This window comes from Microbacterium pseudoresistens, assembly GCF_013409745.1.
GTDB classification, from domain to species: Bacteria; Actinomycetota; Actinomycetes; order Actinomycetales; family Microbacteriaceae; genus Microbacterium; species Microbacterium pseudoresistens.
Window position 1 is genome coordinate 645,561 of sequence record NZ_JACCBH010000001.1, and the last position, 14,100, is coordinate 659,660.

13 protein-coding genes are annotated in these 14,100 nt (G+C 67.5%); 6 read left to right on the plus strand and 7 right to left on the minus strand.

Annotated elements, in window-relative coordinates; translation table 11 throughout:
- The first annotated feature begins 55 nt into the window (after positions 1 to 55).
- Together BKA02_RS03130 and BKA02_RS03135 are read left to right on the plus strand one after the other, a co-directional pair.
- Positions 56 to 2,692, plus strand: coding sequence for an ABC transporter ATP-binding protein/permease (locus BKA02_RS03130; protein ID WP_343045329.1), 2,637 nt, complete (start codon positions 56 to 58; stop codon positions 2,690 to 2,692).
- Entirely contained in the window at positions 2,689 to 4,485 is a 1,797-nt protein-coding gene (locus BKA02_RS03135) for an ABC transporter ATP-binding protein (RefSeq protein WP_179431223.1), read from the plus strand. The genes BKA02_RS03130 and BKA02_RS03135 overlap by 4 nt, the downstream gene beginning before the upstream one ends.
- 21 nt (positions 4,486 to 4,506) lie before the next feature.
- Here BKA02_RS03135 and BKA02_RS03140 read toward each other — a convergent pair whose 3' ends face one another.
- On the minus strand, positions 4,507 to 5,922 hold the full coding sequence (locus BKA02_RS03140; protein ID WP_179431225.1) for an FAD-dependent oxidoreductase: 1,416 nt from the start codon (positions 5,920 to 5,922) through the stop codon (positions 4,507 to 4,509).
- A 106-nt stretch (positions 5,923 to 6,028) separates the two neighbouring features.
- Positions 6,029 to 6,412 (minus strand): DUF3052 domain-containing protein, encoded by a 384-nt coding sequence (locus BKA02_RS03145; protein WP_343045330.1) that lies wholly within the window; start codon positions 6,410 to 6,412, stop codon positions 6,029 to 6,031.
- Positions 6,413 to 6,615: 203 nt separating this feature from the next.
- Here BKA02_RS03145 and BKA02_RS03150 point away from each other — a divergent pair, with 203 nt between their 5' ends.
- The gene (locus BKA02_RS03150) at positions 6,616 to 7,878 is read left to right on the plus strand and encodes an MFS transporter (protein WP_218844431.1); all 1,263 of its coding nucleotides are present in this window, start codon (positions 6,616 to 6,618) and stop codon (positions 7,876 to 7,878) included.
- Here BKA02_RS03150 and BKA02_RS03155 read toward each other — a convergent pair.
- Positions 7,811 to 8,440: a TetR/AcrR family transcriptional regulator gene (locus BKA02_RS03155; protein ID WP_179431227.1), complete on the minus strand. Its 630-nt coding sequence runs from the start codon at positions 8,438 to 8,440 to the stop codon at positions 7,811 to 7,813. The genes BKA02_RS03150 and BKA02_RS03155 overlap by 68 nt on opposite strands.
- Positions 8,441 to 8,588: 148 nt before the next feature.
- Between BKA02_RS03155 and BKA02_RS03160 the strand changes: the two genes are divergently transcribed.
- Complete coding sequence (locus BKA02_RS03160; RefSeq protein WP_179431229.1) at positions 8,589 to 8,963, plus strand: DoxX family protein; 375 nt, start codon at positions 8,589 to 8,591, stop codon at positions 8,961 to 8,963.
- 186 nt (positions 8,964 to 9,149) lie between these two features.
- Here BKA02_RS03160 and BKA02_RS03165 read toward each other — a convergent pair whose 3' ends face one another.
- Positions 9,150 to 9,842, minus strand: a complete 693-nt coding sequence (locus BKA02_RS03165) for a class I SAM-dependent methyltransferase (protein ID WP_179431231.1) — start codon at positions 9,840 to 9,842, stop codon at positions 9,150 to 9,152.
- Positions 9,843 to 10,171: 329 nt separating this feature from the next.
- Here BKA02_RS03165 and BKA02_RS03170 point away from each other — a divergent pair, with 329 nt between their 5' ends.
- A complete protein-coding gene (locus BKA02_RS03170; protein ID WP_179431233.1) occupies positions 10,172 to 10,600 on the plus strand; it encodes a DUF488 domain-containing protein in 429 nt (142 codons plus the stop codon).
- On the opposite strand, the gene BKA02_RS03175 is transcribed toward BKA02_RS03170, so the two are convergent.
- The 3 genes from BKA02_RS03175 to BKA02_RS03185 form a co-directional block, all read right to left on the minus strand.
- Positions 10,586 to 11,404, minus strand: a complete 819-nt coding sequence (locus tag BKA02_RS03175; RefSeq protein WP_179431235.1) for a hypothetical protein — start codon at positions 11,402 to 11,404, stop codon at positions 10,586 to 10,588. The genes BKA02_RS03170 and BKA02_RS03175 overlap by 15 nt on opposite strands.
- A gap of 71 nt (positions 11,405 to 11,475) precedes the next feature.
- Positions 11,476 to 12,429, minus strand: a complete 954-nt coding sequence (locus BKA02_RS03180; RefSeq protein ID WP_179431237.1) for a reverse transcriptase domain-containing protein — start codon at positions 12,427 to 12,429, stop codon at positions 11,476 to 11,478.
- Between the two features lie 179 nt (positions 12,430 to 12,608).
- Entirely contained in the window at positions 12,609 to 13,289 is a 681-nt protein-coding gene (locus BKA02_RS03185) for a hypothetical protein (RefSeq protein ID WP_179431239.1), read from the minus strand.
- A gap of 269 nt (positions 13,290 to 13,558) precedes the next feature.
- On the opposite strand from BKA02_RS03185, the gene BKA02_RS03190 reads away from it, so the two are divergent.
- The gene (locus BKA02_RS03190) at positions 13,559 to 14,020 is read left to right on the plus strand and encodes an NUDIX domain-containing protein (protein ID WP_179431241.1); all 462 of its coding nucleotides are present in this window, start codon (positions 13,559 to 13,561) and stop codon (positions 14,018 to 14,020) included.
- The last annotated feature ends 80 nt before the right edge of the window (positions 14,021 to 14,100 follow it).

Below are 14,100 nucleotides of genomic sequence, written 5' to 3' on the forward strand. Positions count from 1 at the left end.
TTCTCGCCGCACGGAAGATCAGTGTAGGCTACCCTAAGTTTGCTCGAAAGCTCAGGTGCTCGAAGCTCAGGGAGGGGCGATGGCCAAGCGCGGCTTCACCGGCGTCATGAACCGTGCGTACGGCGCCCGCGATCACGAGGCGACCGTCACCGGAACCCAGCTGCTGGCGCCGCACTTCCTGCGCGTGCGGATGACCTCGCCCACCCTGTTCGAAGATGTCGTGGTCGCCCCCACCGCCTGGCTGCGGTTCTGGTTCCCCGATGCCGATGGCGGCGACACGGAGCATCAGCGCGCCTACACGCTCACCGAGGTCGATGCCGACAGCGGTGCGTTCGCCGTCGACTTCGTGCTGCACGAACCCGCCGGGCCCGCCTCGTCCTGGGCGCAGCGCGCCGAGATCGGATCGACCGTCGCGGTGTCGACACTGGGATCCTCGCGCTTCGACCTGCCCGAGGATCTGCCGGCCGGTTACCTGCTCGTCGGCGATGCCGCGTCCATCCCCGGCATCAACGCGGTCCTCGCGACGGTTCCGCCCGAGGTGCCGCTCGAGGTGTATCTCGAGCAGCACGACGCGAACGATCCGCTCATCCCGCTCGTGCAGCATCCGCGCGCCGTCGTGCACTGGGTGCCGCGGCAGGGCCCGACGTCTCTCGCCGCGGCGATCGAGGCGCGCGACTGGTCGGACTGGTACGTGTGGGCGGCGCCGGAATCCGGCTCGCTCAAGCACCTGCGCACCCGGCTGCGCGAAGAGTTCGGCTTTCCGCGCAGCGAGACGCATGCGCAGGCGTACTGGTTCCATGGGCGCGCGTTCGGCACGAACCGGTCGAAGGCGGTGCCCGAAGAGCCGACGCCGGTCGAGGTCGCCTCGGCTCCAGTCGCCACGCCCGAGGGGCAGAATGCCGCGGCGCCACCGGTGCGCGGCTCGTGGCGGGCGCAGTCGGCGGGGCGCCTGCTGGCCCCGCTCACGTCGCGGCTCATCGTCGCGGGGATCGCGCAGGGCATCGTCACGCTCGTGCAGCTCGCCCCGTTCGTGCTGCTCGTCGAGCTCTCCCGCCTGCTGCTCGCCGGCGCCCCCGCAGAGCAGCTCTGGACGCTCGGCATCTGGGCCGTCGTGCTCATGGGCGCAGGCGTGCTGCTGTCCGCCCTTCTGCTGCTGTGGCTGCACGTCGTCGACGCCGGCTTCTCGCGCGCACTGCGCCAGCGCCTGCTCGCCACGATGTCGCGCCTGCCGCTGGGCTGGTTCGACGCCCGCGGATCCGGTCGGGTCACGCAGCTCGTGCAAGACGACACCCTCGCCCTGCACTATCTCGTGACCCACGCCGTGCCCGATGCCGTGGCTGCCGCGATCGCGCCCATCGCGGTGCTCGTGTACCTCTTCGTCGTGGACTGGCGCATCGCGCTGCTGCTCCTGCTCCCCGTGTTCGTCTACATCGTGGCGATGGCGATCATGGTCGTGCAGTCGGGCCCGCGCACCGGACAGGCCATGCGCTGGTCCGAGACGATGAACGTCGAAGCGGGCGCGTATCTGGAGGGCCAGCCGGTGATCCGGGTGTTCGGCGGTGCCGCCGCCTCGACGTTCCGTGCGCGGCTGGGCGAGTACATCGGCTTCCTCGACGCATGGCAGCGTCCGCTGACGGGGCAGAAGGCGTTCATCGACCTCGTGACGCGCCCCGCGACCTTCCTGCTGCTCATCTGCGCGATGGGCACGCTGCTGATCACCACCGGGGCGATGTCGCCCGTGGCGCTCCTGCCCTTCCTGCTGCTGGGCACGACCTTCGGCGCCCGCCTGCTCGGCGTCGGCTACGGCCTGGGCGGCCTGCGTGCCGGGCTGCTGGCTGCGCGCCGCATCCAGGTCGCGCTGGACGAGCCGCTGCTCGCCACCGAGGCCGATCACGAGGGCGACGAGGATGCCCGGGCCGGAACCCCCGCGGGCCGCGTGGAGTTCGACGGCGTGGGCTTCGCGTACCGCCCCGGCGTGCCCGTGCTGCAGAACGTAGCTCTCACCCTCGAGCCCGGCACCGTGACGGCGCTGGTCGGCCCGTCCGGATCGGGCAAGTCGACGCTGGCCGCCCTGCTCGCCCGCTTCCACGACGTCACCGAGGGGGCGATCCGCATCGGCGGCAGGGATGTGCGCGCGCTGACGCCCGATGAGCTGTACGCCGCCGTCGGATTCGTCTTCCAGCAGACCCAGCTCGTGCAGGGCACCGTGCGCGAGAACATCGCCCTCGCCGTGCCCGACGCGACCGATGAGCAGGTCGAGGCCGCCGCCCGCGCCGCGCAGATCCACGAGCGGATCCTGCGCCTTCCCTCCGGATACGACACGCTGCTCGGCCCGGATGCGGCGCTGTCGGGCGGCGAGCGCCAGCGGCTGACGATCGCCAGAGCCCTGCTCGCCGACACCCCCGTGCTCGTGCTCGACGAGGCCACGGCGTTCGCCGATCCGGAGTCGGAGTACCTCGTGCAACAGGCGCTGAACCGCCTGACCGCGGGGCGCACGGTGCTCGTCATCGCGCACCGGCTGCACACGATCACCGGGGTCGACCGCATCGTCGTGCTCGATCACGGTCGGGTCGCCGAGACCGGCACCCACGACGAGCTCATCGAGCGCGACGGCCGCTACCGGCAGCTATGGGATGCGGGCGACGTTCCCGAGACCACCCCTGCCGAGCACGAGGCGGAGCTCGCCCGATGATCCGCACCCTGCTCTCGCTGCTGCCCGCGAAGACCCGACCCACCGTGCGGACGTACTTCGCCCTCACCGTCGTGGGTCTCGTGCTGCGCGCGTCCGGCGCCGTGCTGCTCGTGCCCCTGGTCGCCGCGCTGTTCGGCGACGAGCCTGCCACCGCGTGGCCGTGGCTGGGGGTGCTCGCGCTGGTCACCGTGGTCGGCTGGGCCGTGGATGCGTCCGCGGCGCGTCTGGGATTCGGGATCGGCTTCGACCTGCTCGACTCGGGTCAGCGCACGGTCGCCGACCGCATCACCCGTGTGCGCCTGGACTGGTTCACGGCCGAGAACACAGCCACCACGCGTCAGGCCGTCGCGGCGACGGGTCCCGATCTCGTCGGTGTGGTCATCTACCTCGTCGGCCCGCTGCTGGCCGCCGTGCTGCTGCCCGTCGTGATCGCCCTGGCACTGCTGCCAATCTCGTGGCCGCTCGCGGTGGCCGCCCTGCTCGGCGTGCCCGTGCTGCTGCTGGCGCTGTGGGGCGCTGGCCGCCTGAGCCGCACGGCGGATCGAGCCGCCGATGCGGCGAACAACCGGCTCACCGAGCGGATCGTCGAGTTCGCGCGCACCCAGCAGGCTCTGCGGGCCGCGCGCCGCGTCGAGCCCGCCTGCAGCCACGCGGGCGCCGCGCTGGCCGCACAGCACGGCGCGACGATGCGCATGCTCCTGCTGCAGGTACCCGGACAGGTCGTCTTCGGCCTCGCCAGCCAGCTCGCCCTGCTGCTGCTCGCAGGGACGACCGTGGTGCTGACCGTGCGCGGGGAGCTGAGCGTGCCGGAGGCCATCGCGCTCATCGTCGTGATCGTGCGCTACCTGGAATCCTTCACCGTCGTCTCCGAGCTCTCGCCCGGCATCGAGACGACCACGGGATCGCTACGACGCATCCGCGCCGTGCTCGACGCGCCCGTCGTGCCTGCGGGAACGACTCCGGGCGCCGGAGTGGGAGCACCCCGGGTCGAGCTGCGCGGCGTCAGGTTCGGGTACGGCGCGGGAGCCGACGGCGCAGGAATCGACGGCACAGGAATCGACGGCGCAGGGTCCGAGGTCGCCCCTGTGCTCGACACGCTGGATCTGACCCTCGAACCCGGTACGACGACGGCGATCGTCGGGCCGTCGGGCTCGGGCAAGAGCACGGTGCTCGCCCTGCTCGCGGGACTGCACCGACCCACGACCGGCAGCATCCTCGTCGACGGCGTCGACGTGTCGACCCTGGATGCCGATGCCCGCCGCGACCTGGTGAGCATGGTGTTCCAGCATTCGTATCTGTTCGACGGATCCATCCGCGAGAACGTGCGCGTGGGGGCGCCATCGGCCGATGACGACGCCGTCGAGCGCGCGGCGGGGCTCGCCCGCGTCGACGCCCTCGTCGAGCGGCTTCCCGGCGGCTGGGGCAGCCGGGTGGGCGAGGCGGGAACGGGCCTGTCGGGCGGCGAGCGCCAGCGCGTCTCGATCGCCAGGGCGCTGCTGAAGCCGGCCCCCGTGCTGCTCGTCGACGAGGCGACCAGCGCACTCGACACCGAGAACGAGGCGGCGGTGACCGCTGCGCTCACCGCCGATCCGCTGCCGCGGACGCGCGTGATCGTCGCGCATCGCCTCGCCAGCATCCGCGCCGCCGACCGGGTGGTGTTCCTCGAGGAGGGGCGCATCGTCGAAGACGGCACGGTCGATGACCTGCTGGCCGCCGACGGACGCTTCGCCGAGTTCTGGCGACAGCAGGATGCAGCCGGCGGCTGGCGCCTCGGCGCCGACGCCGCGGCCTGAGATGCCTGAACGCGTTGGCGGTCACTCCGGGCGGCCGTACTCCTCGAGCAGGCGCAGCCATACCTCGCTGATGGTGGGATAGGCCGGCACGGCGTGCCAGAGACGGTCGAGGGGTACCTCGCCGACGATCGCGATCGTCGCCGCGTGCAGTAGGTCTGCGACATCCTGCCCGACGAAGGTCGCACCCACGATCACGCCGCGTTCCTCGTCGACCACGAGCTTCGCGCGGCCCGAGTAGCCATCCGCATGCAGCGCGGCACCGGCGACAGCGCCCAGGTCGTACTCGACGGCACGCACGGCGATGCCCTTGTCGCGAGCGTCTTTCTCCGTCATCCCCGCCGCGGCGACCTCCGGATCGGAGAACACCACGCGTGGCACGGCGCTGTGATCGGCCGTGGCGACATGCGCGCCCCACGGCTCATCACACACGGCCGTACCGTTCAGACGCGCGGCGATCGCCTCGCCCGCTGCACGCGCCTGATACTTGCCCTGGTGCGTGAGCAGCGCACGGGCGTTCACATCGCCCACGGCGTAGAGCCAGTCGGTGCCGTTCACGAGCATCGTGTCGTCGACCGAGAGCGACACGATGCCCACCGCATCCAGGCCCAGCTCGTCGCTGTTCGGCCGTCGCCCTGTGGAGACGAGGATCTCGTCCGCCTCGATCGCGGTGCCGTCGTCGAGCGTCACGGCGACGACGCCGCCGGCATTCCGATCGACCCGTGTGGGTGAGACGCCCAGCCGCACATCGACTCCCTGCAGCTCGAGCGCTTCTGCGATCATGTCGCCCACGAACGGCTCCTCCCGCGAGAGGAGCGCGTGCCGGGCGATGATCGTCACGGCCGATCCGAGGGATGCGAATGCGAACGCGAGCTCGGTGCCGGCGACACCCCCGCCGAGCACGACGAGCCGCGGCGGCACGTGGTCGGCCGAGGCCGCCTCCCGCGTTCCCCACGGTGCCGCATCCGCGAGTCCGGGAACGTCGGGCAGTCGCGGGACGGATCCCGTCGCCAGCGCCACGGCGCGTGCCGTGTAGACGCGCTCCCCCACCCGCACACGCCCGGGGCCGTCGAGGCATCCCTCTCCGCGGATCAGGGCGATGCCCGCCGACTCGAGCCACGACACCTGTCCGCTGTCGTCCCACCCCGAGGTGAACGCCGTGCGCCGCGCGAGCACCGCATCCGCATCGAGATCGCCGGTGATCGCCTCGCGCGCCCCGGGGAGTCGTCGCGCCGCGCGCAGCGCATGACCGCTGCGCAGGAGCGCCTTGGACGGCATGCACGCCCAGTACGAGCATTCGCCGCCCACGAGCTCCGATTCGACGATCGCCGCGCGCACGCCCCGTTTCGTCGCGTAGTCGGCGACGTTCTCGCCGACCGGCCCCGCGCCGATCACGATGAGGTCGTAGTCGGTCGTGTCGTTCTCGCGTAGGTCAGTCACGGTGCCTCCTGCGCTTCACGATACTCACGCGGGACGGGGGCGTGGCCGAATCAGCGAGATCGACGAACGCTGCCCGAAGCGCGGACCGAGTCCAGCACGCTCCGCGTCAACCGGCGGGCTTCATCCGCACCGCCGACCAGGTGTCGTCGACCGCGACGTTGGCGTTGAGCGTCCAGCCCCGTTCGCCGACGCGCTGCCAGATGCTGTCGCGGTTGACGTCGCTGCGGTTGCCCTTCGGGTAGACGAGCCAGGCCGCGCGGGCGCCGGCCACATGAGGCAGGATCGAGCCGAGCCGGGCGTCGAGATCGGCGCGGTCGGCCACGAACGCGATGGCGATGCCACCGGTCGCCCGGTCGATGCCGTCGATGACGACGACATCGGCGGGCAGCGGATCGAGCAGGGTTCGCTGCTCGACGTCGGCGATGAGCAGCACCTCGTCACCGGTCTGGATCTGCAGCTTCTCGGCCACGGTCTTCGCCACGAATCCCACCCGCTCTCCGATCGTGTCGGGCCGTCTCGTGTCGACGGCCCGACCCTGTGCGAACAGTCTCGCATCCGGAGGCGGTCGGGTAAGCTGACGCCCATGCGCGCGACGCTCCTTCTTCGGAGCCGCGGCGGGGTCTGATCCGACCGGCACCCCGACGTGGTGCCGATTCGCGTGCCGGTCGTCGTCCGATCAGCCCGGAGCCCTCCATGCGCATCACTCCCCACCCCTGGGTCATGCTCGTCGCGGCGGTCGTCGCCCAGGCCGCGACCACCGTCGTCGCCGCGACGCCCGCCTTCCTCATCCCGCTGCTGCACACCGTCCAGGGGCTCTCCCTCGCCGAGGCCGGGCTCATGGCCGCGGCACCCAACCTCGGTCTCGTGCTCACGCTCGTCGCCTGGGGAGCCGCCACAGACCGTTGGGGCGAGCGCCGGATCGTACTGAGCGGTCTCGCTGCGACGACCGTCGCCGTGCTGCTGGCGATGCTCGCGCAGGGGTTCGTCGCACAGGGACTCGCGCTGGTCCTGGCCGGGGCGATGTCGGCGTGCACGAATGCGGCGAGCGGCCGCCTCATCGTCGGCTGGTTCCCGCCCGAACGCCGCGGACTCGCCATGGGCATCCGGCAGACCTGCCAGCCGCTCGGGATCGCACTGGCCTCGCTCGTCGTTCCCGCCCTGGCCGCCGGCGGGTCGGCCGCACCCGCCTTCGCGTTCGGCGGCGCGCTGTGCCTCGTGGGGCTCGCCTTCTGCGCGCTCGTGGTCGTCGACCCCGCGCGCGAGCCTCGGCATGCGGCGGCGCCGACCCGCAATCCTTACCGGGGCAGCAGCGTTCTGCAGCGGATCCACGCGGTGTCGGTGCTGCTCGTCGTGCCTCAGTTCACGCTGTCGACCTTCGGGCTGATCTGGTTCATCGTCGCCTTCGAGTGGACACCGTTCGTGGCGGGCATCGTCGTCGCGGCGGCACAGGTGCTCGGCGCCGTCGGCCGCATCGTCGTGGGCGGACTCAGCGACCGGATCGGATCGCGCCTCGTGCCGTTGCGCGCGGTGGCGATCGCGGTCGTGGTCGGAATGCTCGCCACAGCCGCCTTCGGTGCGCTCGACTGGGCCATCCCCGCCGCGGCCTGCTACATCCTCGCCAGCTGCCTGAGCGTCGCCGACAACGGACTCGCCTTCACCGCGGTCGCGGAGATCGCCGGATCCGGGTGGGCGGGCCGGGCGCTGGGCGTGCAGAACACCGGGCAGTTCCTTGGCGCGGCGCTCGTGCCTCCCGCGATCGGCGCCGTCATCGGACTCGTCGGCTACCCGCTCGCCTTCGCGCTCGTCGCGATCGCGCCCGCCGCCGCCGCGATACTTGTCCCGGGGCGGGCCTCCGACCTCACCGCCGGCGCTCCGACCGGGCAGGGGGCTATGGCTGGGCTGGGTGCCCGGAGTCAGGCTTGGTCGGTGGTGCACAGACGCCGTACGCATCGATGAACATGCCGATCAGGGCGTCGATGATGTCCTCGTCGACGGGTCGCATGGTCATCAGCCAGCGGTAGTAGAGCGTGCCGGAGAGGATCTCTGCGGGGTACTGCAGATCGACGTCCCCGCGCAGTTGCCCCTGTGTCTGGGCGAGCCGGATCCGGTCGAGGGTGCGCTGTTCGACCGTTGCGAGGAATCTCGCATCGATGGTCTCCCGCAAGCGCTCCTCCGACTGCGCCTCGGTGATCACGGCGCGGTAGATCGGGCCCAGCGGAGGGCTCGACAATGCACGGGAGGACCGTACGAACTGCTCGCGCAGATCGTCGCGGATATCGCCGGTCGTGTTGTAGTCCAGGCCGCGGGACCAGACGTGGCTGAGGGCATCGAGCAGAAGCTCCGAGATCGACGACCAGCGCCGATAGATCGTGTGCTTGCCGACCCCGGCCCCGCGGGCGATCGCCTCGATCGTCAGCCCGCGGTATCCGACTTCGGCGGCGAGACGGAGGGTCACGTCCAGCAGTTCGCGCGTGCGCTCCTCGCCACGGCGGCGCGGTGACGGCGGGGATGGGGTCATGTACCCACCTTATCGTCAACGACACTGCCCGTGCCGTTGACTCGTGCTTTCCAAGAAGTTAAGCTTGGGCACTATCGGCACGGAGCATGCCGATAGTGCCCATCGAGGCGGCGATGACCCCTCGAGAGCACAGAGGAGAAAGGAAAGCATGAACATCGCATTGTGGATCGTCGCCGGAGTCTTCGCGATCGGGTTCGTGGCCGGCGGGATCATCAAACTGACGTGGCCGCACGAGAAGTACGCCGCGAAACTGCACTGGGCGCAGGACTTCACTCCCGGCAAGGTGAAGTTCATGGGAGCCATCGAGATCCTTGGCGGACTGGGGCTCGTCCTCCCGGCGCTCTTCGGGGTCGCACCCGTGCTGGTCCCTATCGCGGCCTCCGGAATGGCCCTCTATATGGCGGGGGCCGTGACCGAGCGCATTCGACGATCCGAGTACAGGGACCTTCTCGGCGATCTGGTGTTCCTCGCCGCGATGCTCTTCGTCGCCTGGGGACGCTACGCGATCGCGCCGTTCAGCTGAATCTCCCGGAGCGCGACCGTCGGTGTCCGTTCTCACGAAAGTTGGCAGTAGGTGAGACGGACCTCCGGCGTGATTCCGCGGATCTCATGCCCGGGGTCGATGGCACGTTGTCTCACGAAACCTGTCAGTAATGGAACCGAGCGCGCAGTAATGGAACCGAGCGCGCCAATCTGACCGGCAACGTCCTCATCCTGCGACATGAGCACGAAGAGCGACGAAGATCGGGGCGGAACTCCACTTGTCGAACTGTTCCGCATCGATCATGCGCAGCGCCTCGACTGGCTGAGGCTCGACCAGCCGCTCGAGCACAAAGCCCGCGTCCGCGACCTCGTTGAGCAACGTGCTCATCGTCATGAGCTGATACTCCATCGTCGCTTCACCGAACGATCGCGTCACCCATCGCTCATCAAAATACGAGCCACCAAAGTAGCCCCAGTCAGCTGTCGGATGCGTGGACGAGAGCACGAACCACCCGCCCGGCCGCAGAATGCGGCGGACCTCGCTCAGGAACCGCGGGCGGTCGCTGAGATGGTGGATCACAAGCGCGCAGACGACACCGTCCTGCGAAGCATCCGGCAGGAAGCCGAGTGGCACGTCGAGGTCGTGGTGCACGATCGTGGCCATCGGCGCGGCTTCACGCGCGACCCCGGCGAGCACCTCGCTACCCTCGACGCCGGTGACCTTCGCGCCAGCAGCACTGAGTATCGCCGCGAGGTGACCCGCCCCACATCCAAGGTCGGCGACCTCCTGTCCGCGGGCATCACCGATCAACGAGACGACCGCAGGCCGCTCATGCAAGGAATTCAGACCGGGTGCATCCGCCCTAGCCGCGAAGACCTGACCCGCGACCCCGTGATATGCCCTGTTCTGCTCAGCCATCGAACGAGTCTATGGGCGTGGCGCATCGCCGTCGCAGCAGCACCGCGTCGATGCTTCCTCGACCAACCCGGCTGCCGCAGGCGGCACCGTCAGAACGATGTAACAGATATATTCGTTTCATGGAGCTTGCAACTCAGAGTGACGAGTCGCTCCTGACGCTCGCTCGACGAGTGCGGCAGGAGCAGCTCCGCCGTCGCGGCCTCACACACGCTTGCGCTGTGTGTGGGAAGAATTTCGTCGCGCGCAGCGGTGCGCGAACATGCTCGACAGCCTGTCGAGTTAGAGCACAGCGTGCGCGTGCTCGCTCTACTCGGGAAGGACGCAAAACGATGATCGGTGTCGGATATGAGGGGCTCACCGTCGATCAATTGGTCGCTCGCCTTAAAGCAGAAGGCGTTGAGGTACTAGTCGATGTCCGACTCACGCCGCTGTCACGCAAGCCGGGCCTGTCCAAGCGAGCGCTGTCGGCCGCCTTGGCAGCGGAGGACATCCGCTACATCCATGACCGCCGGCTCGGCAATCCTAAGGAGAACCGATCTGCCTACGCAGACGCCGAATCCGACGCCGGTATTGCTGCGCGCGCCCGCTATCGCGCGCAGATCAATAGCGGCGATGGCGCTGACGCCGTGCGTGACCTTGCCACCCTTGCCAAAGAGAAAGTGGTGGCTGTTCTGTGTTTCGAAGCCGACCAGGCGCACTGTCACCGCGAGCAGGTCATTGCTGCGGTCCGGGATGCCGACGTCTCAGTCCTGGTCTAGGTCGAACAAGCCGACGCTCGTGGCGATTCCTTCTGGCGGGTAGTACACACCGAGAACGCTAAAGCTGTGGCGTTTGCGCGCGTCTTCGAAGTTCCCCATGAAGAAGGACGTCTGCCGTCCTGGCGCAAACATTTGAGTGTGGAACTTCTGCTCAATCTGCGCGATCGCGCTGGCATCCGGCTCATGGCGCGATCGGCCTTGAAGAGCGGTCAGTTCCCAGTCCAAAATCTGGCCGACGTGACCGGGGCATCCATCGGCCGTGCAGTGATACTCGTAACGCGCGACGAACCTCGGCGCCTTCAACTCCGCAGGCGTCTTGGTCACATCTCCGAAGAGAGACAGCGGCGCTAGATTGGCAGCTTCGGCTATGCGCGCCTTCTGTGCGTCAGTCCACTCGCCGAACGGCTCGATCCTCAGCCGTTCAACCGATTTGATGGTGACCATTCCCAGCGAAGGCGCGTCATGCCGCTGAACCGCAGCAGCGCTCAGTGCGCACGTAGAAGTACGCGCGACTCGCTCCATGTATGGTTGTCTCTCTTTCCACCCATCGAGGTGCTTCACGATATTGATGCTGTCGATGTTTGGGCGATAGCTCTCGGGCCGCGTGTCCTTGGACTCCCGCCGCACCTCAACCTCGATGAGATCGAACTTCTTGAACTGCTGTTCAACGCCCATCCAACGGAACGGAAGCGGATAGAGCCTGATCCAGTCGGCCCGCCCGCCATCGACGCGAATGCCAGCAACGCACACCGTGTCACCGTACTTCGCCGACGGCTGCGGCGAAGCCTTCACCGTGATGAGCACCCGCGCTGTCTCGGACCTGACCTGCATGTCCTCACATTAGGGGCGACATCCGACATAGCGCTTCTACGGCTTCAGGAGATCGTCGCTGACGGCTCGTATAGTTCCGCGGCCGCATCGTTACGTGCGATGACTCGCGCCGCCAGTTGGGCCAGTCGCTCGCCCCGCTTGGCGTCGCTCTGAGAAGAGCGACGCCGGGCGACTTCTTGGAACGCCGTTGGAAATGCTGTCGTCAGCGCCTCGACCCATCCAGGCTCCACAGCACTCGCGTACGCGAGCTGTCCGCCCAGTCGATATCGGACCGCCTCGGCCTTGGCACCGCGCCACGACGCATGTTCAGCAAGGCCGCGTGTCTGGACGTAGTAGAGCTCCTGACGAAGCCCGCGCTTGAAGGGGCGTGGGAGCCGTGGTCTTTCCTGCTCTGACACGGACAGCCCCGTAACGTACATTGGCTGTCCACGCTTCAGCGTGCGCGTCTTCTCATCGTTCAAGGCGTGCCCATGTGCGATGGCGATCTGCCTAACCTCGTCGAGGACGTCGAATGGTTCCATCCCCGAGAACGCGATGTCATCGGCGTATCGCGTGAGATTCAGCATCTCCTGTTCGGCGAGGGCCGCAAGCTCAGCGTCCATCGACTGACAAGCGAGGTTCGCGATCGCAGGCGAAGTCGAGAATCCGGCAGGAAGATAGCCGCGACATGTGGTGAGCCTCGAAAGCAGTCGCGCTACCTCTTCCTGAAACCCTGCGGCGTGCAGGCCCTCATCCACCGCATCAACACCGATATGGGGGAAGAAGTCGCGCAGATCAAACTTCTGCAAGTGTGCTGCTCCCGCGTGGACGATCGCGTTGGTCACGGAGGAACGCCCCCGCACGTACCCCGTGACCATGTCAGGAAGGTCCATCTGCACCGGCGTTAGTAGCGACAAGATGCGACGGTGCACGTTCCTCACGGCTTCGTCAGTCGGACACGCGATCACGCGTGCCTTGCCTTTGGAGCGCAAGGTTACAACTTCGACGCCGATTCCCACGTCCAGATTCCGGGCGATTGACTCTAGCGCCGCTAGCGGAGCACCCAAGTAAACCTCAAGGTGTCGGGGGGTCCGCAGAATGGATACTGAGGAAGTCCGAGGAGTCATCTATGCCTAACTAGTAGAAGATCGCAAGATCTCGAACGCGACTCGCGCCCCAAATATCAACCCCTCGGACTTCACAGCAACTCTATGCCCCTGCGAGAGGAGCGGTGCACTGCTCTGTCAAAGTCGATGAGGTGTGCCAGATGCGCGGGAAGTCCGCGGTTGAAACGCCCCACCTCGAACGCCCTGGCTCCAGAGGCCAGGGCATGGTTCGCGACGGCCAGCACGTAATCCACCACTCCCAGAATCGGTGCCCGTTTCGTTGCGCGGGCTGCGCGCGCCTCCACTCGGAGGCCCAAGGAGTTCTGGATGTCTTCTTGCGCGGCACCAACGATTCGCGAGTAGAGCGAGTCCATTCGAGACTCCTCCTCGAATATGAACCGGATCTCCTCGGTGCGATACCTGAGCATGATGTTCCGGACCAACGTGTAGTACATATTGACGAGCAGCTCGACGCCTTCAACGCCGCTCCCGTGACGAGAGTAGGCGACATGCGCACGGTAATCCATGCGACGGATCGCGAAGAGGAAGCGCTCCTGCGTCGCAGGTTGATCGTCCGAGTGGTGGAAACCTCTCCGCTCAAAGGCGAGCCGCTTCTCCTTCGACGGCCAAAGAAATTCGTCAGCGAGTGCATCTTGTGCAGCCTCGACAACTTGCTGTTCCATCGCCGCAATATCGGGCGTCACTACCGCGCCGGCCAGCACCGTTTCTGCACCATCGTGAGTGCCGGATTCATCTAGAAAGACACCGATCATGATCCTCCACGGGCTCGTCATGCGAAACCGGATGATGAAGTCCAGTCACCTTGTGCTCAGCCACCTTGTCTGTCCTACGAACAAGCTACCGCGACGAATAGAGGCCCGCGCCACCGCTCCCTCGCACCAGTTGCCGATGGAGTGCTAGCGGCGCAGCGGCGTAACCAAAGGCAGTTGGGTCTGTTGCACGGTCGTATCGTGGTGGCGTTGCACGGACGCAGTCCGTGTACTGACCGGACGACGGAAGGAATGCGATGAAGGTTCGACATATGGCGTCAGTCTGGATCCACAACGATGACTCGATTCTCTTGCTCCTGCGGAGAGGGTCACGTGTGATCGAGGACTCCTATGTCGGCATCGGTGGGCATCTCGAGCCGGATGAGTTTGCCGACCCGCGACGCGGCGCGATCCGCGAACTCACGGAAGAAGTGGGGCTCACCGAGGATGACCTCGTTGATCTCCACCTCCGGTACGTCGCGATGCGCGACACGGGCAACGAACTTCGGATCGTCTATTACTTCTCCACCCGGCTTCGAGACACAACGCCACCCCCGACTGCGTGCACCGAAGGAGAGCTGCACTGGTTCGAATACAGCACCAGTTTCGAGACTCTACCCATGCCAGTTACAGCACGTCTCGCTCTGATGGGATGGCTCGACGGGGGGCCTGAGTTCGATCGCATTCACTTCATCAGCGTCGATCGAGATGGTGCCACCGCGGTCCACATATGAACGCGGATCACCTCTGTCCGATCGATGCAGCCGACTGTGCGGACGAACATCGCGCGTCATGCTCGCACCCGACGCCGCCC